This window comes from Parabacteroides sp. AF39-10AC (assembly GCF_003635405.1).
GTDB lineage: Bacteria > Bacteroidota > Bacteroidia > Bacteroidales > Tannerellaceae > Parabacteroides > Parabacteroides distasonis.
Map to the genome: position 1 here is coordinate 231,374 of NZ_QTLP01000006.1, position 22,410 is coordinate 253,783.

Annotated in this window: 14 protein-coding genes, 1 tRNA gene and 1 other RNA gene; 12 read left to right on the plus strand and 4 right to left on the minus strand. The window is 48.2% G+C overall.

Annotation, left to right across the window (positions count from 1 at the left end):
• The first annotated feature begins 44 nt into the window (after nt 1–44).
• From DW033_RS07905 to DW033_RS07920, 4 genes are read left to right on the plus strand one after another with little or no spacing between them, the layout of a single operon-like run.
• Nucleotides 45–1,295: an efflux RND transporter periplasmic adaptor subunit gene (locus tag DW033_RS07905; RefSeq protein WP_005861993.1), complete on the plus strand. Its 1,251-nt coding sequence runs from the start codon at nt 45–47 to the stop codon at nt 1,293–1,295.
• Nucleotides 1,296–1,307: 12 nt separating this feature from the next.
• A complete protein-coding gene (locus DW033_RS07910; protein WP_122382626.1) occupies nt 1,308–3,683 on the plus strand; it encodes an ABC transporter permease in 2,376 nt (791 codons plus the stop codon).
• 31 nt (nt 3,684–3,714) lie between these two features.
• On the plus strand, nt 3,715–6,042 hold the full coding sequence (locus tag DW033_RS07915) for an ABC transporter permease (protein ID WP_122382627.1): 2,328 nt from the start codon (nt 3,715–3,717) through the stop codon (nt 6,040–6,042).
• A 21-nt stretch (nt 6,043–6,063) separates the two neighbouring features.
• Nucleotides 6,064–8,421 carry an ABC transporter permease gene (locus tag DW033_RS07920; protein WP_122382628.1) on the plus strand — a complete coding sequence of 786 codons (2,358 nt, stop codon included), beginning with the start codon at nt 6,064–6,066 and terminating at the stop codon, nt 8,419–8,421.
• A gap of 10 nt (nt 8,422–8,431) precedes the next feature.
• Here the strand turns inward: DW033_RS07920 and DW033_RS07925 are convergent, their stop codons facing one another.
• Nucleotides 8,432–9,433 (minus strand): linear amide C-N hydrolase, encoded by a 1,002-nt coding sequence (locus tag DW033_RS07925; protein WP_369799703.1) that lies wholly within the window; start codon nt 9,431–9,433, stop codon nt 8,432–8,434.
• 376 nt (nt 9,434–9,809) lie between these two features.
• Between DW033_RS07925 and DW033_RS07930 the strand changes: the two genes are divergently transcribed.
• The 4 genes from DW033_RS07930 to DW033_RS07945 all read left to right on the plus strand — a co-directional run bounded on the left by DW033_RS07930 (nt 9,810) and on the right by DW033_RS07945 (nt 12,077).
• Nucleotides 9,810–10,412, plus strand: a complete 603-nt coding sequence (locus DW033_RS07930) for a riboflavin synthase (RefSeq protein WP_005862004.1) — start codon at nt 9,810–9,812, stop codon at nt 10,410–10,412.
• A gap of 201 nt (nt 10,413–10,613) precedes the next feature.
• On the plus strand, nt 10,614–11,528 hold the full coding sequence (locus tag DW033_RS07935) for a DnaJ C-terminal domain-containing protein (protein WP_048928109.1): 915 nt from the start codon (nt 10,614–10,616) through the stop codon (nt 11,526–11,528).
• 13 nt (nt 11,529–11,541) lie between these two features.
• Nucleotides 11,542–11,859 carry a chaperone modulator CbpM gene (locus DW033_RS07940; protein ID WP_048928110.1) on the plus strand — a complete coding sequence of 106 codons (318 nt, stop codon included), beginning with the start codon at nt 11,542–11,544 and terminating at the stop codon, nt 11,857–11,859.
• 146 nt (nt 11,860–12,005) lie between these two features.
• Nucleotides 12,006–12,077: transfer RNA gene (locus tag DW033_RS07945), tRNA-Met, on the plus strand.
• 99 nt (nt 12,078–12,176) lie between these two features.
• Here the strand turns inward: DW033_RS07945 and DW033_RS07950 are convergent.
• The 3 genes from DW033_RS07950 to rnpB form a co-directional block, all read right to left on the minus strand.
• The gene (locus DW033_RS07950; protein ID WP_008778066.1) at nt 12,177–13,532 is read right to left on the minus strand and encodes an MATE family efflux transporter; all 1,356 of its coding nucleotides are present in this window, start codon (nt 13,530–13,532) and stop codon (nt 12,177–12,179) included.
• Nucleotides 13,533–13,557: 25 nt separating this feature from the next.
• Nucleotides 13,558–14,928 (minus strand): YihY/virulence factor BrkB family protein, encoded by a 1,371-nt coding sequence (locus tag DW033_RS07955; RefSeq protein WP_036612322.1) that lies wholly within the window; start codon nt 14,926–14,928, stop codon nt 13,558–13,560.
• Nucleotides 14,929–14,957: 29 nt separating this feature from the next.
• Nucleotides 14,958–15,312: RNase P RNA component class A (gene rnpB, locus DW033_RS07960), an RNA gene on the minus strand.
• Nucleotides 15,313–15,718: 406 nt separating this feature from the next.
• Between rnpB and DW033_RS07965 the strand changes: the two genes are divergently transcribed.
• From DW033_RS07965 to DW033_RS07980, 4 genes are all read left to right on the plus strand, one after another.
• Nucleotides 15,719–17,242, plus strand: a complete 1,524-nt coding sequence (locus tag DW033_RS07965) for a Do family serine endopeptidase (RefSeq protein ID WP_005866098.1) — start codon at nt 15,719–15,721, stop codon at nt 17,240–17,242.
• Nucleotides 17,243–17,381: 139 nt separating this feature from the next.
• Nucleotides 17,382–18,242, plus strand: coding sequence for an RNA polymerase sigma factor RpoD/SigA (locus tag DW033_RS07970; protein ID WP_005641668.1), 861 nt, complete (start codon nt 17,382–17,384; stop codon nt 18,240–18,242).
• A gap of 108 nt (nt 18,243–18,350) precedes the next feature.
• Entirely contained in the window at nt 18,351–19,823 is a 1,473-nt protein-coding gene (locus DW033_RS07975) for a glycoside hydrolase family 125 protein (RefSeq protein ID WP_005866100.1), read from the plus strand.
• A 117-nt stretch (nt 19,824–19,940) separates the two neighbouring features.
• Complete coding sequence (locus tag DW033_RS07980; RefSeq protein ID WP_005862019.1) at nt 19,941–21,518, plus strand: sulfatase; 1,578 nt, start codon at nt 19,941–19,943, stop codon at nt 21,516–21,518.
• Nucleotides 21,519–22,410 lie beyond the last annotated feature (892 nt).

Sequence of the window (22,410 nt, forward strand, 5' to 3'; positions counted from 1 at the left end):
TTGAGAACATAGAATTTAGATGATAATAAAAAATATAGAATACGATGGATATACAATTAGAGAAAAAGAAAGGTCTTCAGAAGAAGCATATTCCTTATGTAGCGGGTGGCGTGTTGTTCGTTATCTTGTTGGGATGGATTATCTTTGGTGATCATGCTTCTACGTTGAAAGTGGACGCGAGAGGGATTAGCATCGGTAATGTGACCCGTGAGCAATTCAATGACTTCTTTCGTATGGATGGTCAGGTGCAACCTATCACGGTCGTGCAGCTTAGCCCCGAGGAGGGCGGTATCGTACAGGAGAAAGTCGTGGAAGAGGGCGCCCAAGTGAAGAAAGGCGATATCATTGTTCGTCTGAGTAACTCAAATTTGGATTTGCAGATATTGAACGCTGAGGCCGAGTTGGCGGAGAAGCAGAACTTCCTTCGTAATACGCAGGTTACCATGGAGCAGGATAAGCTGACCAATCAGATGGAGAAACTTCAATACGATATGGACATGAACCGGGCCCGCCGCTCGTTCAACCAACAAGAACAGTTGTATAAAGAGAACTTGATCGCCAAGGAGGATTATCTGAAAGCGAAGGAGGACTTCGAGTTGGCCTCTCAAAAGCACGCCTTGATTACCGAGCGCTTGCGCCAAGACTCTATCTCCCGCACGATCCAGATGGATGAGATGGAGGCCAGCTTGGCGAACATGCGGAAGAATATCCTGTTGATCCGTGAGCGTAAGGAAAACTTGAATGTCCGTTCCCAGATCGACGGTGAGTTGGGACTGTTGGATGTCGTATTGGGGCAAAGTATCAATCCGGGACAAAAGATCGGCCAGATTAACGACCTTTCCGATTATAAGATCGAGGCCATGATCGACGAGCATTACATAGACCGTGTGAAACCGGGCTTAAGCGCCGCTTTCGAGCGTCAAGGCTCGTCTTTCGACTTAACGGTGCGCAAAGTTTATCCCGAGGTTCGTGATGGTAAGTTCCGTACGGATTTCGTTTTCACGGGTGAGCGTCCGGATAATATCCGTAGCGGACAGACCTACTATATCAACTTGGAGCTGGGACAACCTACCGAGAGTATCATTATCCCGAAGGGAACTTTCTTCCAGAGTACGGGTGGAAGTTGGATATTTGTTCTTGATCCGGATGGAAAGAAAGCTTACAGGCGTTCTATCAAGATCGGTCGTCAGAACCCGCAATACTATGAGGTTCTTGAAGGTCTGGAAGCCGGTGAGAAGGTGATTGTGTCCAGTTATGAGAGTTATAAGGATAATGAAGTGCTGGTGCTGGAATAAAATCGATATAATATGAAAAACATACTAATCGCCATTCGTTCCATTTTTAAGAAAGGGCGGCATAACGTGATGAAAATCGTATCGTTGGGAATCGGTTTAGCGGTAGGTTTGGTATTGATCGCTAAAGTCTATTTCGAACAATCGTATGATGATTTTTATCCGGATAGAGACCGGGTCTATCAAGTATGGGCGAAATACCAGCAAAATGGAGGGGAGTTGAAGGATTATCCGCAAACAAGCGGTGGCATCGCTCCAACTATGCAACAACAGATACCCGAGATTGAGACCGTTACCCGATACACGAGTTTTGGAGACTGGACCTTTACGATGACCGACACCAAGATGAAATACTCCGGTCGTTGTATCATAGCGGATAGTTGTTTCTTTGATATTCTTCCTCGTCCTATGCTGATCGGAAATGCGAAAGAGGTTCTTTCCACCCCGATGTACGTGTTGGTATCAAGTCGTATAGCGAAAAATATCGGGGGCGATGTTATCGGGAAAAACTTCACGGTAGACAGTTCGCCGGGACGTACTATGACTATTGGTGGCGTTTTTGAGGAAGTTCCGGAAAATTCTCATTCCCGTTACGATGTGATTGTTTCTATGGCTTCGGCGGGTCGGTTCATGTGGGAGGGTTCGCCTACTAATATGTTGGGAAATGATCGTTACATAAGCTACGTGAAATTGCACAAGGGAGTGAATCCTTTAGCTTTGGAGGAACAGGTGCATACGTTCGTGAATTCTTATTTCCCTCCGGAGGAACAGCAAAAGACAGGGTTTAACATTGGTTTCTCGTTTCATGAGCTGGATGGCTTACACAAGGAGTTGCCGCAAGTCAAGCGAATGACGTGGATACTTTCCTTACTGGCCTTCGCTTTGATCTTTACGGCGGTGATGAACTATATCTTGATCGTGATATCCTCTATCGTAAATCGCTCGAAGGAGGTGGCTGTCCATAAATGTTATGGGGCAAGCGAGAATAATATTCATGGTATGATGTTTGGTGAGGCGTTGGTACATATAGTGCTTTCACTGATCTTGGCCTTATTGTTGATCCTTGCGTTTAGAGGTACGGTAGAGGAGTTGTTGGCGACTTCGTTAGATTCCTTGCTCTTGTCTAATGGTAGCTTGGTCTTGCTAGGGATATGTATCTTGGTGTTTTTCGTATCTGGTTTTATGCCGGGATCATTATACGCCCGGATTCCGGTGGCCTCCGCTTTCCGTAATTACCGGGAGAATAAGCGTATCTGGAAGAAAGCCTTGTTGCTTGTCCAGTTTGTAGCCACGGGCTTTTTGGTGACGATGCTTGTTTTCGTTGCCCGTCAATATACGTTTATGGTGAACGATCGTCCGGGATATGCCTATGAGAACCTTGCCTACTGCGGGTTAGCTGGCGTGGACTCTACCTCTCGTGCCAAGATTCTGGATGAGGTGATGCGGCTTCCGGGGGTCGTTGCGGCTACCACCGTCTATCAATTGCCTTTCGAGCATGCTTCCGGTAATAATATTCTTTTACCGGGTGAGACTCAAGAGCTTTTTAATATCGCCGATCTCTATTGGGTAGGTAACGGATATTTGGACATGATGGAGATTCCCGTGATCCAAGGCCGCTCGTTCACGGAAAATGTGACCAATTCAAGAGAGGTGATGGTAGACCGCCGTTTCGTGGAGAAAATGAAATTGGTAGCGGGTTGGACGGATGATGTGATCGGGAAGGATATCTGCGTCACCGAGCATAGCAAATGGAATGAGGAGCCATTCACGATTTGCGGTGTTTATGAGAATATCCGTCTGGGAGGAATCTCGAACCAAGATATGCGGCCTTCCGTATTATTCTATACGCATAAGCCCATGTATACCTTGCAGGTGAAGTTCCATGAGCTGAACAACGATAGTATGGCTCGTTTACAGCAGAAGATATCCGAGACATTTCCGGATCGTGAACTGAACGCTATCTCTTTCCGTTCCGAGATCATGGATCTATATAAGGACTCCCGCCAATTCCGTGATTCCGTGATGATCGGAGGTTTGGTCACGCTTCTTGTTACGTTGATAGGACTTATTGGCTATACGAATGATGAGGTGAGCCGTCGTCGTAAGGAGATAGCGGTTCGCCGGGTGAATGGGGCTACCTTATGGGATATATTGAGGTTGTTCATAAAGGATATCGGATATATCTGTATCTATGCGGTCATATTAGGCGGTGGTATAGCATACTTTGTCTTGCAAAAGTGGCAAGAGCAATTCACGGAGAAGGTTCCTTTGTCATGGTACATATTCTTGGGTTGCGGCGTATGTGTATTATTGATTATATATTCCGTGGTTTGTCTGGATGCCCGCAAGACGGCTAATGATAATCCGGTGAATTGCTTAAAATCTGAGTGATTGAAAATAGATAATAGAAAATTGATAATTCATGAATAATTTATTGAACTTTAAGTCCTTTTTTAAGTTCCTTGGAAGGAATAAGGCTTATACGCTGATAGACGTGTTTGGTCTGTCTGTATCGTTGATGTTTGTGTTATTGATAGCGGTCTATACGGTACAGGAGATGTCTACAGATAAATTCCATACCAAGGCGGATCGTATCTATCTGGTCGGGAATGAGAATTGGATGGCCACCGGAGCCGCCATTCCTTATAAGATAAAGGAACGCTATCCGGAGGTAGAGAAAGTTTGTCCGGTAGTGGCGGGTAATTCGAGTGATATAGTTGTAGTTTCCGGTGATCGGAAACTGAAGGCAAACGTGATGTTCGCAGACTCTACGTTCTTCGATTTCTTTGATTTCCGGTTGCTACAAGGCACTCGTGAGCAAGCGTTGGCCGCCGGGAACTATGCGGTGGTCTCCTCTTCGTTCGCCCGTAAGATGTTCGGAACGGATGATCCGATGGGACGGCAGTTGGTGGTGGGCGATACCATATCGGCTACTATAAACGGGGTGGTGGAGGATTTACTTCATTCCTCTATTCCCGAAGCGGATGTGATCGTGCGTTGGGAGCAGGTTCGGTATTTGAACTGGTCGTTGGCTCCGGATCAATTGGGGAATGCCGGAAGTACATCGGCTTTTGTCTTGGTGCGTGAGGGTAGTGATTTCCCTTCTCGTGCGGAGGATATGGCCCATTGGTTCAAGGAGTTTTATTGGCCGTATCAATATGGGACGGCAAAAGAGGTACGCATATTGCCGCTTAGTGAGCAGTATTTTGCGAAAGCCGCTTCTTACTCTTCTTTGCGAAAGGGAGATTGGCGTTTCGTGATCGTGCTGATGTCCGTAGGTTTCCTTATCTTGATTTTCGCGGTCATTAATTATATTAACTTGACGGTCGCCCAAGCGGGTTTCAGGGCGAAGGAGATGGCTACCCGGCGCCTTTTGGGTTCTTCACGGGGCGAGTTATTCATGCGCTTGATGCTGGAGTCTACTTTGCTTACGTTTATTTCTTTGGTTATCGGGGTTCTCCTTGCCTTGGCGGTCGTGCCGTTTGTCAATGATTTATTGCAGACGCATGTCTATATGAGCGTATTGGGTAGTCCTGTGTGGCTATTGGCTCTGGTTTCATTAACTGTTGTCGTGGGAGTTTTATCAGGCTTGCTGCCCGCTATCATCATTTCTTCTTCTAAACCGATCGAGGTGGTAAGGGGTACGTTCCGAGCTAAGACGAAAATGGTATTCAGTAAGTTCTTTATCGTATTCCAGAATGTGATCACGATCACGATGATCGCAGCCTCTATCGTGATGGTTAGCCAGATTGTTCATATGATCAACGCTCCTGTGGGATATAATACGAAGAATTTGTTGGCCATGAACTCGGTAGACGGAAGGCAGTTGTCTGCTTTTGTCGGTGAGCTGAAAGGCTTGTCGTGCGTAGATAGGGTCGGGAAGACACGAGGACTGCCTTTTTTCGGTAGTAATAATTGGACTGCTACCTATCAAGGACAAAATATATCTTTCCAGCAATTTATTATGGATAAGGAATGCTATGAGATGCTAGGATTGGAGATTTTGCGTGATAACCATTTAACGACAGAGGGCTGGTTCCTAAACGAGCAAGCGATACGTGAGATGAACCTGCCGGAGGATGCGGCCTCTTTTATGTTGGATAGGCACGAGAAGCCGATAGCGATAGCGGGTATCATTCGGGATTTCTATTGCTTTGGGAATGTGACGACAGAAATGAGGCCCGTTATGTTTCGTTTTTTGAAAGATAATGAAACTCCTTGGATGATCTTGATCGAGACACAAGGTGATCCTTTTGCCGCAAAGGAGGCCATCGGTAAAGTATATGAGAAAGTGACCGGACTTGAGTTTGAGGCTTTCTTCATGGATGAGAGTTTACAAAACTCATTCGACTCGCAAATCCGTTTGGCAAAGATCGTAATCGTATTCTCGATAATAGCCATCCTTATTTCTTTGCTAGGCTTATTGGCGATGTCCACTTATTTTATCCAACAGCGTTTGCAAGAAGTATCCGTACGAAAGGTATTTGGTTCCAGCAACCGGCAGATATTGGTTAAGCTCGTATTCACGTTCTTGAACTATGTGCTGATCGCTTTCGTGATTGCCATACCTATTATTATGTACTTTATGAAAGATTGGCTGTCCGACTATTCGTATCGTATCGGTTTAAGCCCGCTGATATTTATCGCTGCCGGCTTATTCTGCCTCGTGATCTCGTTTGTCTCTGTCTTTTTCCAGAGCTACCGGGCTGCCACATCGAATCCGGTGGATAGCTTTAGGCATAGGCTTTAGTAACTTTTAAAAGGAAATATCATGAACTCAATCGTACGAAATTTCGTTTTTGTGATCAGTCGTTTTAAAATGGCTAGTTTCTTGAATGTAGCAGGATTATCTGTGGCTTTCACGGCTTTCTTGATCTTGTTCATGCAAATTCGTTACGAGTGGGGATACGATCGTTTCCATAAGCATGCCGACCGGTTGTATCGCTTGGAGATCGTTTTCAACAATACAGGGGCGCAAGTCGTATTGAACCGCCCGCTTATCGATCGGTTCTTGGCCTCCTCTCCGCATATCGAGGAGGGAGCGTTGATCAATCAGTGGGGCGACAAGATATATATCACGGTGGATCGGGACGGTGAGCGGATGACTTTCCAAGAGAAGTTCTGCGTATGTTACCCCTCCTATGCTCGTGTTTTTGACTTTGATATGGTGGAAGGTGAGGCGGCGGCATTGGAGGAGAAAGGCCGGGTATTGATACCGGCTAGTATGGCCCATCGTTTCTTTGGCGATCATCCGGCGGTCGGGCAAGTCTTGACCGGAGAGGGGTGGACGTCCGAGGTAGGAGGTGTCTACCGGGACTTTCCCTCCAACTCGATCGTCAGTAATGCGGTCTATCGGCGCATATCGGACAAGGAAGGAGCAGGCGCTTGGATGCAAAACAATTTTGAGTGTTATCTCCGTCTGGATGATCCGGCCTCCGCTCCGGATGTCTTGGCCGGTTTCAAGAAAAATTTCCGTCATGACGGATGGAATTGGAAAACGAGACAATTGCGTTTAACCGCTCTGCCGGATATCTATTTTAAGACGGACACGAGCTACGATTCACAGAAGCAAAAGGGGAGCTATGCCCAGCTTCAGGCGTTATCCGCTATCGCTATCTTGATCGTATTGATAGCGGTCATTAATTTTATGAACTTTAGCAACGCTTTGGTTCCGGTCCGTCTGCGGGGTATCAATACGAGGAAGGTATTAGGGAGTCCGGTATCGGCGCTCCGGATGGCCGTGGCCTCGGAGGCGGTGGGAATGTGCCTGTTGTCTTACCTGATCGCTTTGCTGCTGGTTCGCCTGTTGTCGAAGACCGGGTTTGTGGATTTGGTCAGTGGAGGCATTTCCTTGGAGGGGCAGATGCCCTTGTTGATCGCCTGTGGAGGCTTTGTGTTGCTGATCGGACTTATCGCTGGTTGCTGGCCGGCTTGGTATATCACCTCTTTCTCTCCGGCACTGGTGCTGAAAGGAAATTTCGGCTTATCTCCCAAGGGGCGCTCGTTCCGCAATGTGTTAGTAGGATTTCAGTTCGTGGCCTCTTTTATTTTGGTTATAGCGGCTTTGTTTATCACGTGGCAGAATTACAATATGCTTCATACGCCGCTTGGATTCGATAGCGAGCGGATTGTCACCGTAAAGCTAAACCGTAATCTGAGCAGGCAACCGGAGAGCGTGCGTCAGCGGTTGGGGCAACTCTCCTCTGTCGAGGCCTTGTCGTTTACCTCAAGAGTGGTTGGCGCTGAGGATAATTATTTCGGATGGGGACGTACCTATGTGGATGAGGATATCCAGTTCAAGGTGGTGCAGGCTGACCCGGAGATTGAGCGGGTATTGGCCCTTCCTATTCTGGAGGGTCGGGGATTCCTGCCGGAAGACCAGTTGAGCGATGGCACTTATTTGTTCAATGAGGAAGCGAAACGGACCTATGGGCTGAAAGCGGGAGATCCAATCCGGTTGGACTGGGGAGATTTACATCGTAGGGAGAAGATCGCCGGTTTCGTGCCTGACCTGAAATATAACTCGTTCCGGGATAAGCTGGAGCCGTTCGCCATCTTTGTCGGAAAAGATATTATGGCTGGGACCTTGACGAACCTGATGATCCTTGTTCGCCCGGGGACGGACTACCGTCAACTCTCGCTAGACATAGAGAGCTCCTTGCGGGAACTAGATCCTGATTATCCCCTTGATATCCATTTGTTCAACAATATCCAAGAGAACTTGTACCAGAAAGAGCTGCTACTTGGCAAACAAATCTTGTTCTTCAGCTTGATTGCCGTATTTGTGTCTTTGGTAGGCGTATTTGGTGTTGTCTTGTTTGAGAGCGAATATAAACGGAAAGAGATCGGTATCCGGAAGGTATTTGGCGCTACCGTGATGGACTTGTTGCGGAAGCATAACCTATCGTATCTATGGATCGTCATGATCTGTTTCGTGATCGCCTCGCCGATCGCTTGGTACGGCATTGAGCGCTGGCAAGAGAATTTCGCCTTGAAGGCTCCGCTCCATTGGTGGATTTTCCTCTTGGCTTTCCTTGCCATTACGATCATCACGTTGCTCACGGTTACGATCCAGAACTACCGGGCTGCCAGCACGAATCCCGTGGACAGCATCCGGCAGGGATGTTGATATCGGCCCTTCAGATCCCGAACAAGAACGGTAACGGTTTGCTGTCCTTGAAATCTTTGGCGGTGTTTCCGGCGTAAATCTCGCCGTCTGTGAGCGTTAGTTTCTTGATAGGTGTACCTGCCTTGAAGTCCAAGCTCTTGAAATCTACCCAAAAGATATCCGGGCTTAAAGTAGACTCGAAGTAATATACCTTATTCTTCTGGTCGGCTACCGTACGCCAGCGGGTAGAGGAGATATTCGGTTGATCCGGGGTCGTGATTCCCAGAGGTACCGATACGTTACGCATTACGCTGAATACCCCGGCTACCGCTTCCCGGAAATTACTTGTCTGCGGGATGGCGTGGATATAGAAAGAGGCACGCACGAAACGATCGGAAGCTCGGTTCGTACCCGGCAACATGACTAAGCCGCCTATCTGTTGCCAGTAATCGTTTAAGGTTAGTTGCTTATCGTATGTAGGGGAATTCGTCATGACTTGGCATTCCCGTCCCTCGTGGATAACCAAGTTCCCGTTCAGGTATTCGAAGATAGCGCTATTTCCTGAAGCGTCCGAGATCGAGAGATGCAAGGTCGATTTCGCCCCGTTCGGGAGATCCGGATCGTCGATGCGGAAGACCTCCTTGCTTAACTCGGCAACCGCCTCATCTACCGTGGCGAAATTATCGAGTACATACTGCGTCCAGATGCTAAGCCCCATAACCGGGCGGTTATCGTCCGGTCGGAAATAAGATGACTCGGTGAGGAACAATAGGTTGGCTACAAGTCCCTTCTCGTTCATGCCGTCGCACGTACCGATATCATACCCGGCGGTCACCACGCTTCCGTATTTCGAGGTCCATTGGATGGTATTATCGGATATCGCCCCCCTTCTTTGCACTCCCCGGGGGAAGAGGTAAAGGTTGGATTGCGGGTCCTCTTTCCAATCCATGGTACGTCCGGTTACGACCATATTGTCCGGCCCGAGGTAAACGGCCCTTGTACACGCCTCGCTTCCCGTAGGGTTCATGAACATGAGCAAGCCGGCGAAAAGAGAGGCCAGTGTTAAATTCTTTGATTTCATAAGATCTATATTATTAGGATAATCTATTTATGAAACAAGTGGCTTTAAGGAATGTTTAGGGATGGTTTAGAATGATATACGAGATACGGAGCCGTGTGAATAACCCCCATTTCGTTTTTAGGCTTTCATATCGTTGAGCATGCGGAGGCGTTGGGTATGGGAAGCCAACGATACGATTTGATCTCCTTGGACGATAAATAAGTGCGGTTTCTACCGTGATAAAAACATTTAATAACATCCTTTTTATCGGGCTTATTACCTTAAAGGCGTTATCTTTGCCCATGAATAAATAACAGTTTTGGGAGTACAAACTAAAAACAATTTGATTATGTTCTCAGGTATTGTAGAAGAAGCGGCTCAGGTAGTAGCCCTCCAATCCGATAAAGGAAACCTTCATCTGACGATGAAGTGCTCATTCGTGAATGAGCTGAAAATAGATCAGAGCGTGGCTCACAACGGCGTTTGCCTTACGGTGGTAAGCATGACGGAAGATACGTATACGGTTACCGCTATCAAGGAGACCTTGGAACGTTCGAACCTCGGGAACCTGAAAGTGGGCGATAAGGTGAACTTGGAGCGTAGCATGTTGATGAACGGCCGTCTGGACGGGCATATCGTACAGGGGCACGTGGACCAGACCGCCGTTTGTGCGGAGGTGAAGGAGGCGGACGGCAGCTGGTACTATACGTTCGAGTACGCTTTTGATAAGGAGATGGCCCGGCAGGGGTATATGACCGTGGAGAAAGGCTCCGTTTGCGTGAACGGCGTCAGCCTGACGGTATGCAACTCCCAGCAAAACAGTTTCCAAGTCGCTATCATCCCTTATACGCACGATAACACGAACTTTTGCCAGATCGAGAAAGGTACGGTAGTGAACCTAGAGTTCGATATTGTCGGGAAGTATATTAGCAAGATGATGCAGTTTAAATAAGGTTCGAAGAATTTCCTATCCATAAAAGGCTTTAGCGGTATCTGATGATCCCGGCTAGAGCCTTTTCTATCTACAGACAATCTTAATTCCGTGCGTGTACGATTAAAAACGTTTTAAGTAAATTTTCACTAACCAAAACTATCCTTGGTATGTTTATTGTTATATAATTATATGAGAAAAATAGACTAAACATATCAGATTATGGCCTATATCGATTATTACAAAATTTTGGGGGTGAACAAGGACGCTTCTCAGGATGATATCAAGAAAGCCTATAAGAAGTTGGCTCGGCAATATCACCCTGACTTGAATCCGAACGATCCCGACGCTCATCGTAAGTTTCAGGAGATCAATGAGGCGAACGAGGTGCTTAGCGATCCGGAAAAGCGTAAGAAATACGACCAGTACGGGGAGAATTGGAAACATGCGGATGAGTTCGAGGCTCAACGGAAGCAGTACGGCCAGCAAGGTGGCGGCTTTGGCGGCGGCTTCTCGAACGGTGGAGGTACGTATTGGTCTTCCTCCGGCGATGATGGAGAGTTCTCGGATTTCTTTGAGTCTATGTTTGGTTCCCGCCGGGGTGGCGGTGGCCGTTCTAATCATGGGTTCCGTGGACAGGATTACACGGCCGAATTGCACTTATCCTTGATGGATGCGGCCAAGACACATAAGCAGGTGATCACCGTGAACGGCAAGAACCTGCGTATCACGGTTCCCGCCGGCGTAGCCAACGGGCAAACCATTAAGCTGAAAGGCCAAGGTGGGCCGGGCATGAATGGAGGCCCTGCCGGTGATTTGTACATCACGTTCATTATCCCGGACGACAGCCGTTTCAAACGGGTGGGAGACGATCTGTACCTGACCGTCCCCTTGAACCTCTATACGGCGGTCTTGGGTGGCGAGCAGATTATCGATACCTTGGATAGCAAGGTGAAACTGAAAGTAAAAACGGGCACGCAAAACAATACGAAAGTCCGGTTGAAAGGTAAGGGATTCCCTGTTTACAAGAAGGAGGGGCAGTTTGGTGACTTGATCGTCACGTACTCGATCGAGGTGCCGACCAACTTGACAGAGAAACAGAAGGAATTGTTCCGGGAAATACAAAGTCTAAATTAAAAACAGGTGTATTATGCAAACAGATTTAGTTATTGTCAGTGAATACTGCCAGAAATGCCATATAGACCCTTCGTTCATCATTTTGCTGGAAGAGGGAGGTTTGATAGACATTAATATCACGGATGGAGAGAGGTATCTCTTCTCTTCCCAGCTCCGTGATCTGGAACAATACACACGTATGTATTACGACTTGTCTATTAACATCGAGGGAATCGAGGCCATTCATCATATGCTGAACCGGATGCGGAATTTGCAGGCGGAGATACAATCGTTGAGAAACCGTCTGCATTTATATGAACCATTCGGTTTTGATACGATCGAGAATTTCTAGTGTCAAATTGCTGCTAAACAAGGCTTCACTGCCCGATAGCGAAGGGCGTACGCAAACAAATTGAAAATATTTCTTGAAAATGTTTGGAAGTTTGGAATGTAATATATACCTTTGCACTCGCAATCAGGAAATGATAGCGACTATATCGCGGAGTGGAGCAGTGGTAGCTCGTTGGGCTCATAACCCAAAGGTCGTAAGTTCGAGTCTTGCCTCCGCAACAAAAGAAAGCCCTCGAGTCATTGACTTGAGGGCTTTTTCTATATTCAATCAAGCGATCGGGCGATGCGACCCCGACGGAAACGAATAATAAGCTATGCTTATTTCTTCCGTAAAGGCCCTTTGTTCTTCCAGAATCCCAATTTATAATAGATATAGGTGATTGTAAGCCCGATGCAAAGGCTGGCGCCGATGGCCCACCAGATACCGCTCCGTCCCCAGATAGAGCTAAACCAATAGGCGAGGGGAATGCGTATCAGCCAAAGACAAGTGATGCTTACTGCCATCGGGAACAGGGTATCGCCAGCTCCCCGTAATGCCCCGTTGAAGACGTTCAAGCCGCCGTGTACGATAAAGAATCCTCCCATGATCAATAAATATTCCTTGCCAATCCGGATCACCTCCGGGTCCTTGGTGAAAGCCAGCATCATCTTGTCCCCGAAGAAATAGATGGCCGTGAAGGTTGCTAGACCCAGCAATAGGTTGACAAGCATGGCGAATCGTACCCCGTCACGTACCCGGTCCAAGTGCCCAGCTCCGATGTTTTGCCCGCAGAAAGCAGCTAGCGCCCCAGAGAGGGTCAATACCGCTTGGATGATGATCGTGTCGATCTTTCCCGCTGCCCCGTAAGCGGTGAGCGTATCCGTGCCGAAACTGTTCACGATCCCCAGCAAGGCAATCAATCCGAGCGAGATGGCACATTGCTGTACGCTGGAGGGAAGCCCGATGCGGAGCCCTTCCTTGAACAGTCCCATATCGAACAATAAATCCTGTTTCTTGATAGAGAGCAGGGGATGGGTGTTGTTCACGTAGCCTAGGGCCACGCACATGCCGATCCCTTGGGCGATCACCGTAGCCCGTGCCGCCCCTTCGATCCCCCATTTGAAAACGACAATGAAGAGTAAATCCAAGGCGATATTCAAGATCGTGGTAAGCAGGATAAACAGCATGGGGCGCACGGACTCCCCGACACCCCGCAATATGGAGATAATGCTATTGAAAGTGACGAACAAGAACGTACCCCCTACATAAATCCTGAAATAAGCGACCGCCTGCGGGATCACGTCCTCCGGCGTGTTCGTCAGCCTGAACATCGGCTCGGCAAAAATAATCCCCGCTATGGACAGCAATACCCCTGCGACCAACATGAAGATAAAGAAAGATGAGAAGGCTTTTTGCACCTTATCGAACTCCTTCGCCCCGAAAAACTGCGAGATCACCACCGACGTTCCGCTTCCGATACCGATCACCAGCGAGATAATAAAGTAATAGATGAAGAAGGAAGCCGATACCGCCGCCAACGACTCTTTCCCTAGAAACTGCCCGACAATGACGCTGTCGGTCACGTTATAAAGTTGTTGCAGCAGATTGCCGATCAGCAAAGGGAAAGCGAAACGCAGGATCACCTTCCATACCGCCCCACTCGTCAAATCCCTATTTCCTGTATTAATTTTCAATTCTCAATTCTCAATTTTCAATTCCCTATAGGTCTTTCAGCAGGATATTGTCGTTTGCCTTTATCATATCCTCACGTGTCTTCAGCAGGGCTTTCCATTCCTTGCTGAAAAGCTTGCTCGTGTCAATCTTGAAGTTCTCGGAACCATACTCGTCCATGCGGGTCAGCAGGTAGCTGACCGTGATCTTATTGACATCGATCGCCGGCTGGTAGTATGCCACACGGTCGTCATTCCCGTAATTCACCTCGATGATGATGTTCAACTCCGTGAGCAGGTATAGGATCTGTGTCGTTATGCGGATAGGGATGCGGTAAGCGTCGGATAGCTCGTCGGCCGTATAGGGTTTCTCGCCTTTCACGAACCGTTTGATGATCAGCGAGGCGATCAGCAGGGTCAGGAAATCCTTGTACCGGCGGCTGATACTTTTGCTGTCCCTCTCAAAGCTGAATTTCTTCACGTTCTGGGAGGCGTACGACAGCTCTGCGCCAAACAAGCAAATCAACCAAGAAAGCTGCAACCAGAGCAACAACAAAGGCAGTGCGGCGAAACTACCGTAAATAGCGTTGTACTTGCTCACCCAAATCTGCCCGCTGATATAAATAAATTGGAACAACTGGAAGGCGCAACCAGCGATAAAGCCTGCCACCAACCCGTTCACGAACCTCACTTTCGTATTCGGCAGGGAGACGTACAGCCCCGTGAAAGCCAATGTCGTGATAATATAGGGCGCTATATGCAAGAACAACTCCATGAGCGGCGTAAAAAATAAGTATTGCCCCAAGAACGAGTTCTGCAAGGTAGACATGAAGATGGACAAACCGCTGGATGCCGTCATCAGCACCGGCAGCACGAGGAATAAGGCCAGATAATCGGATATCTTCCGGTACCACGGCCGGGATTTCTGGATCTGCCAGATATCGTTGAACGTATCCTCTACGGACGAGATCAAGTTGATCACCGTATAAAACAACAAAATCAAACCGACCCCGATGATCACTCCCCCCTGCGCCTGCGCCAGATAGCTCTCCACGAACTCGAACGCCTTGTTCAGCTCCATCTCGTGCCCGGGGAAATAATCGAACAACTCCTGCCGTACCGTCCCTTGGAAACCGAAGCCCTTAGCTATACCTAATAATACGGCCAGCAAAGGTACGATAGATAACAAGGTACTGTAGGTAAGCGCCGACGCCTTGGTTTGCAGGTTCTCGCTCTGGAAACCCCGCACGGCGAGTATGACCGTCTTGATGATATTGATATAAATCTCCTTCAGCCCACTAACTTCATTCTCGGTAATCCGCCAAATGTCGTAGGTTACGAAACGGATGGTTCGTGCTAATAATGCGCTGATCCGTTCTCCAATAGGTTTCTTTTCTTCCCGTGGCTTGTTTTTGGGCATATCGGCACATGATTTAATTGGCAAATAAAAAAAGCAGTCTGCCTATAAGCCGGGTCCTGTACCTCTTTGGAAAGAGGCGCCTGCCATTTATCTTGTCTTACCGTCGCCGGTAAGCTTTAGCGGTCTACCCCCCGGCATCGGACGAGCCATCCTACATGCGCCGGTATACATGACCTTACAACCCATAAGACGTACGGCATCCCGTATCGCTACGGGACCCGGTGAGCTCTTACCTCACCTTTTCACCCTTACCGGACGAGTCCGGCGGTTATTCTCTGTTACGTTACTCTACCCTCACGGACAGCTTCCCGTTAAGAAGTATGGTGCTCTGTGTTGCCCGGACTTTCCTCACACCCGAAGGTGAGCGACAGACCGGCAGACTGCGATAGGACAAAGATAGGTATTTTAGTTGACAGTTGGCGGTCGGCGGTTGACAATTATTTTGGAGACGCATAGGAGAGATAGGATAACATTTTCTTTTTCAGCCGTAAACATATTCTGTCTCCTAAGTGTTTTTTATACGAACAAGGATTGTAGATTGCCAGTAACCGACTGTCATTTATCGATTGCCGACTGTCAGTTATCGCGTGTCAACTGTCAATTCGTCTGCTGTTTAATTGTTAAAAAGGTACTTTGCAATACACAGTACTGTTAAGTGCGGTTAAGCCCCTGTGATGCCTCGTTAAAAGTGATAAAAAATACGATGGAAATGGAATATCCGCACAATTTTTGAGTTTTCTTTGCCGTAAAGAAACTGTTAAATTTAAGTGTTTAATTAAATAAGAAAAGTATGAAAAATATCTGGAAGAATGTGCTTGGTGTTGCTCTGATAGCAGCCATTAGTTCTGGTGCCGCGATCGGAACGAGTACTTACCTGATGAATAAGAATCAACGTCCGGTGGAGTTGGCCTCCGGAGTTGAGAATACCTTCAAGCAACCGTATCGATTGACGAATTATGGAACCGTGGCCGCCGAGAATATCGATTTCACTACGGCCGCCGAGAGCGCTATCCACGGGGTTGTCCATATCAAGGCCACGGCTAACGCGCAAGCCTCTAACGGGGACGGCGGTCAGCAGTATATGGACCCGTTCGAGTATTTCTTCGGCTTCGGTGGCCGTGGAGGGTTCCAACGTCCGCAACAGCAACCTCGTGTGGGCGCCGGCTCGGGTGTCATTATCTCTACGGATGGTTATATCATCACGAACAACCACGTGATCGACGGAGCCGATGAGCTGGAGGTTACCTTGAACGATAACCGGAAATTCCCGGCAAAGATTATAGGGGCTGATCCGACAACAGATATCGCCTTGATCAAGATCGAGGCAACCGACTTACCTACGATCCCCTTTGGTGATTCTGAGAAGTTGAAAGTAGGTGAGTGGGTGTTGGCGGTAGGTAACCCGTTTAACTTGACCTCTACCGTTACGGCAGGTATCGTGAGTGCTAAGAGCCGTGGTAACATCGGCGCCGGTGGCAAGGATCGTAGCAAGATCGAGTCGTTTATACAGACAGACGCCGCCGTGAACCCGGGTAACAGTGGTGGGGCGCTAGTGAACACGAAAGGCGAGTTAGTCGGTATCAATACCGCTATCTACTCCGAGACCGGTAACTTCGCCGGATACTCTTTCGCCGTGCCTATCAGCATCGCCGGTAAGGTGGCTAACGACTTGAAGCAATTCGGAACCGTGCAGCGTGCTGTATTAGGCGTATTGATACAAGACCCGCAATACGTGCCCGACGCTGAGAAAGAGAAAGTGAAAGTATTCGAGGGCGCTTACGTAGGTGGTTTCGCCGAGCGCAGCTCCGCTAAGGAAGCCGGAATCGAGAAGGGTGACGTGATTGTAGCTGTGAACGGCGTGAAGATCAAATCGTCTAGCGCTTTGCAAGAGCAGATCAGCAAATACCGTCCGGGCGACAAGGTAGAGTTGACGATCAACCGCAACGGTAGCACGAAGAAATTCACGGTAGAACTCCGTAATGCGCAAGGTAGCACCAAGGTCGTGAAGGGTGGTGACAGCGCAGAGGTTATGGGCGCAGCGTTCAAGGCTTTGAACGACGAGCAGAAACGTAAGTTAGGTGTAAGTTATGGTATCGAGGTCACCGGTCTGACCAGCGGCAAACTGAAAGACGCCGGTATAAAGAAAGGCTTCATTATCATGATTGTAAACAACCAGAAGATCTCTGCTCCGGAAGACTTGGAAAAGATTGTGGAAAGCATACTTCAAGGACGTACGGAAGATCAAGGCCTCTTCATTAAAGGCTTCTACCCGAACGGACGTACGAAGTACTATGCGATAGATCTTGCCGAATAAGATAAACAAGGACTGTAGTCTTATAGGTGTGAAAAGATTGTTAAAGGTTTTTAATTGGCTGGATGTGGGGTGCATCCAGCCAATTCTTTCAACAAAAATGGTTATCTTTGCACCCCGTATTCTCAATTAAACAAATTGAATGAGACAATTAAAGATCACAAAGTCCATTACCAACCGCGAAAGCGCTTCGCTGGATAAATATCTTCAAGAGATTGGTCGAGAAGATCTTATCACGGTAGAAGAGGAAGTGGAATTGGCACAGGCTATCAAAAGAGGAGACCGTAGGGCGTTAGAGAAATTGACCCGTGCGAATCTCCGTTTCGTCGTTTCTGTGGCTAAGCAATATCAGAACCAAGGTTTGAGTTTGCCCGACCTTATTAATGAGGGTAACTTAGGCTTGATCAAGGCTGCCGAGAAATTCGATGAGACGAGAGGTTTCAAGTTTATTTCCTATGCTGTATGGTGGATTCGCCAATCTATTCTGCAAGCTTTGGCAGAGCAGTCAAGAATCGTGCGTCTTCCGTTGAACCAAGTAGGCTCGCTGAACAAGATCAGCAAGGCCTTCTCCAAGTTCGAGCAGGAAAACGAGCGCAGACCGTCTCCAGAGGAACTTGCTGATGAGTTGGATATCCCGGTGGATAAGATTTCCGATACCTTGAAGGTGTCCGGACGTCATATTTCCGTGGATGCCCCGTTCGTGGAAGGCGAAGACAACAGCCTTTTGGATGTGCTTGTGAACGATGACGCTCCTATCGCGGACCGGTCGTTAATGAACGAGTCATTGGCTAAGGAAATTGATAGAGCGCTTGCTACACTGACCGAAAGAGAATGTGAGATAATCAAGATGTTTTTCGGTATTGGCTGTCAGGAAATGACATTGGAAGAGATTGGCGACAAATTTGGCCTCACTAGAGAGCGTGTCCGCCAGATCAAGGAAAAAGCAATCAGAAGATTAAGACAAGGAACTCGTAGCAAGCTTCTAAAATCGTATTTAGGCTAATTTAAGGAATTATTGAGTTGGCGAAGGCTCCGGTCCGAAAAGGATTGGGAGCCTTTATTTTTTTTCTTAACTTTGCCACTGGAATATAATACCATAAAAACTATATAAATGACTACAAGACGTAATTTCCTGAAAACAGGATCTATTTCCTTGGCCGGCCTGTTGGTTGGCGAGAAGGTATACTCCGCCGTGAGTACGCCCGACAATAAAAAGAGTTTTAGCACGATCGCCTCTAAGGTGACCGGCGATTACGCCAGCAAGCGCCCGGCTCCCGAGGCCCGTAAGTTTACCTCCAAGGCGGTAGAGGAGCAACTGAAGGCTTCCAAGGCCCGTATCAAGGACCCGAAGCTGGCTTGGATGTTCGAGAACTGCTACCCGAATACCTTGGACACGACCTGTGAGTTCAAGATGGTAGACGGCAAGCCGGATACGTTCGTGATCACCGGAGATATTCACGCCATGTGGTTGCGTGACTCCTCGGCGCAGGTTTACCCCTTCGTCACCTTGGCGAAGAAGGATAAGGACTTGCGGCAAATGCTGGTCGGAGCTATCAATCGCCAGACCGCCTGCATCCTGATCGATCCCTACGCTAACGGCTTCAACGAAGGCCCTACCGGGAGCGAGTGGGAGAGCGACCGCACGGAGATGAAGAAAGAGCTTCACGAGCGTAAATGGGAGATCGACTCGCTTTGCTACCCGATCCGCTTGGCGTATCATTATTGGAAAGAGATTGGCGATACCTCCGTATTCGACAACAAATGGGAGAAGGCAATGGAGGCCGTTTACCGTACCTTCCGTGAGCAACAGCGCAAGGATAGCCTCGGGCCGTACCGTTTTTCCCGTGTGACGGACCGCCAAGGCGATACCCTCTTGAACGATGGTTGGGGTAGCCCGGTGAACCCGGTGGGCCTAATCGTCTCTTCTTTCCGTCCTTCCGACGACGCTACGCTGTTCGGCTTCTTGGTACCATCGAACTTGTTCGCTATCACCTCGCTTCGCCATGTCGCGGAGATTCTTCGTGCCGTAAGAAACAACACGGATTTGGCCGGCCGTTGCGAGGCGTTGGCCAACGAGGTAGAGGAGGCCGTGAAGAAATACGCCATCGTAGAGCATCCGGAATTCGGTAAGGTATACGCCTTCGAGGTGGATGGCTACGGCAGCCGTGTTTTCATGGACGACGCTAACGTACCGAGCTTGCTGGCTTTGCCGTTCTTGGGTTGCGTGGACGTGAACGACCCGGTTTACCAGAATACCCGTCGCTTGGTGCTGAGCCCTTCCAACCCTTACTTCTTCAAGGGAAAGGCCGGCGAGGGCATCGGCGGTCCGCATATCGGTTTCAACTATATCTGGCCGATGAGCTTGATCATGCGTGCTACGACTTCCAACGACGAGAAGGAGATCCGGTATTGCATAGAGACGCTTCGTGATACGGACGGAGGCACGGGCTTCATGCACGAGTCTTTCCATAAGGACAATCCTTCCGATTACACCCGCTCGTGGTTCGCTTGGACGAATACTCTGTTTGGCGAGTTGATCGTGAAGCTGCAATCCGAAGGCAAGCTGAAAGACCTCCTCGGCTAATATCACCAAGGTTAATATCACCAATTGTAGAGACGGGACATGCCCCGTCTCTACAAGTCTGTAGCTGAGTGTATTTAGGCAAAATCAATCAAAACAACATAAATCTAAGCGGAATACATGAAAACAAATAAACTATTCATTCTGACAGGTCTGGCGGCGATAGCCTCCACCTCCTGTAGCCAAAAAGAGAATACGTCCGGGCAGCCCGCCAAGCCCATGAATATCCTTTACATCATGACGGACGATCACTCCTTCCAAACCATCAGCGCCTACGACAAGCGATACATCCAAACCCCCAACATCGACCGCATCGCAAATGAGGGCGTACGTTTCACCAATAGCTTCGTAGCCAACTCCATCAGTGGCCCCAGCCGTGCCTGCATGCTGACCGGCAAGCACAGCCACAAGAACGGCTTCATCGATAACGCCCATACCTTCGACGGCTCGCAGCAGACCTTCCCGAAGCTATTGCGTAAAGCTGGCTACCAAACCGCCATGATCGGCAAATGGCACCTCACCTCCGATCCCACCGGTTTCGATTACTGGAACATCCTCGTAGGCCAAGGCGATTACTATAACCCCATCTTCATCGATAACGGCGAGAAGCGTCAGATCGAAGGGTACGCCACGAACATCACGACCGATCTGGCTCTTGATTGGCTGGACAATAAACGAGACAAGAGCAAGCCTTTCTGCCTCCTGCTGCACCATAAGGCCCCGCACCGTACTTGGATGCCCGATACCTGCGACCTGCGTCTTTACGATGATGTGACCTTCCCGCTGCCCGAGAACTTCTACGACGATTACGCCGGCCGCATCGCCGCCTCGGAGCAGGAGATGAGCATCATCAAGGATATGGATATCGTATACGACTTGAAAATGGCCGATAAGGAGAACGAGATCCATTCCTCCAACGCCGATCTGGAGAAGTACGGCCGTGAGCTTTATAACCGCATGAATCCGGACCAGAAAGCCGCTTGGGACGCCTATTACGATCCGATCATCCAAGACTTCAAGGCGAAGAAACGCACGGGTAAGGAGCTGGCTGAGTGGAAATACCAGCGTTATATGCACGATTACCTTCGGGTGATCCATTCCGTGGATCGGAACATCGGTATCGTGCTCGATTATCTGGAGAAGAACGATTTGCTGGATAACACGTTGATCGTCTACACCTCCGACCAAGGATTCTACATGGGCGAGCATGGCTGGTTCGACAAGCGCTTCATGTATGAGGAATCCTTCCGCACCCCGTTGCTGATGCGTCTGCCTGGTGGCAAGAAGGGTGATATCCCGCAGCTCGTGCAGAATATTGATTACGCCCCCACTTTTTTGGAACTGGCCGGAGCCCCCATCCCAGCCGACATCCAAGGCGAGTCCTTGCTTCCCTTGCTGAAAGGCGAGCGGCCGGAGAACTGGCGTAACTCCCTTTACTATCATTACTACGAGTATCCCGCCGAGCATTCCGTGAAGCGTCATTACGGCGTACGTGACGATCGTTATAAATTGATCCATTTCTACAACGACATCGACGTATGGGAGCTTTACGACCTCCAAGAAGATCCCCACGAGATGAATAACCTTTACGGTAAGCCCAGTTACGAGGCAGTGATGAAACGCATGCGAGACGAGCTTTATAAGCTGCAAAAACAATATGATGACCCTGTGGGAATACGCTTCAATGTGTCGGACTGATGAGAGCGGACATTCGTGTTCTGTTATCAGATTTTTTAATTAGTTGTGGATTAAGGTGCATAAAGGACTTGGAACTTGGGGGATGAGAAGTTGAGTCTTTGCGCTTGATGACTTAGCTCTTTGCGTTCTTTGATTTAAGTCATTGGCTTGAAGGAATTAAGTCTATCGTATGGCTCTTCTTTGCTTATGCGTGTATCGAATTAAAAAATGACTATAGGCAGGTTTCAAGTTTCAAGGTTTCATGAAACCTTTTTCTTCACACACACGATGCGTACATTATATAGGTTTCAAATAAATCCCTTTATGTTTGTTATGCGGGATGGATAGCCTCGAAGAACTTGCGTAGCCACGACATGATGTTTTTACCCGAGGCGGACGGAGCGATCATGAGGAACTGTATTATATGTACTTGTGCGTGTGTGAGGAAAAGGGGTTCGTGAAACCTTGAAACTTGAAACCTATTTCCATGCCCATCCAGATATTGTCAACATCAGTACAGATAAATATATGTGCCTTTATCGTGTGCGTACATTAAAAGTAAGGATTGTTGAGCCATGAGAAAAAACTTGAAAAATAATGCCGAAAATGTTTGGAGGTTATGTTTTATAGCGTTACTTTTGCACCCGCATTCGAGAGAGAACGCCGGTACAAAATGATGAAACAAACTTTTAGAAAAAAAGTTCCGAAATAATTTGGAAGTTTAAAATAAAAGTCCTTATCTTTGCAGCCACGTTCGCAAAACGAAAGCGACAAAAGAGTTCTTTGAGAGATTTACATAATTCAACAAGTAGTACAAGTATTAGGAAAATTAATTTTCCGGATTGATACCGTCAAAGAAGTATGACTTTGGACTACAATAACGGATTCCGGAGCGAGGATAATAAAACAATTT

Coding starts and splice junctions, on each gene's coding strand:
- DW033_RS07905 (WP_005861993.1), top strand. CDS start 45: ATGGATATACAATTAGAGAAAAAGAAAGGTCTTCAGAAGAAGCATATT.
- DW033_RS07910 (WP_122382626.1), top strand. CDS start 1,308: ATGAAAAACATACTAATCGCCATTCGTTCCATTTTTAAGAAAGGGCGG.
- DW033_RS07915 (WP_122382627.1), top strand. CDS start 3,715: ATGAATAATTTATTGAACTTTAAGTCCTTTTTTAAGTTCCTTGGAAGG.
- DW033_RS07920 (WP_122382628.1), top strand. CDS start 6,064: ATGAACTCAATCGTACGAAATTTCGTTTTTGTGATCAGTCGTTTTAAA.
- DW033_RS07925 (WP_369799703.1), bottom strand. CDS start 9,433: ATGTTCATGAACCCTACGGGAAGCGAGGCGTGTACAAGGGCCGTTTAC.
- DW033_RS07930 (WP_005862004.1), top strand. CDS start 9,810: ATGTTCTCAGGTATTGTAGAAGAAGCGGCTCAGGTAGTAGCCCTCCAA.
- DW033_RS07935 (WP_048928109.1), top strand. CDS start 10,614: ATGGCCTATATCGATTATTACAAAATTTTGGGGGTGAACAAGGACGCT.
- DW033_RS07940 (WP_048928110.1), top strand. CDS start 11,542: ATGCAAACAGATTTAGTTATTGTCAGTGAATACTGCCAGAAATGCCAT.
- DW033_RS07955 (WP_036612322.1), bottom strand. CDS start 14,928: ATGCCCAAAAACAAGCCACGGGAAGAAAAGAAACCTATTGGAGAACGG.
- DW033_RS07965 (WP_005866098.1), top strand. CDS start 15,719: ATGAAAAATATCTGGAAGAATGTGCTTGGTGTTGCTCTGATAGCAGCC.
- DW033_RS07970 (WP_005641668.1), top strand. CDS start 17,382: ATGAGACAATTAAAGATCACAAAGTCCATTACCAACCGCGAAAGCGCT.
- DW033_RS07975 (WP_005866100.1), top strand. CDS start 18,351: ATGACTACAAGACGTAATTTCCTGAAAACAGGATCTATTTCCTTGGCC.
- DW033_RS07980 (WP_005862019.1), top strand. CDS start 19,941: ATGAAAACAAATAAACTATTCATTCTGACAGGTCTGGCGGCGATAGCC.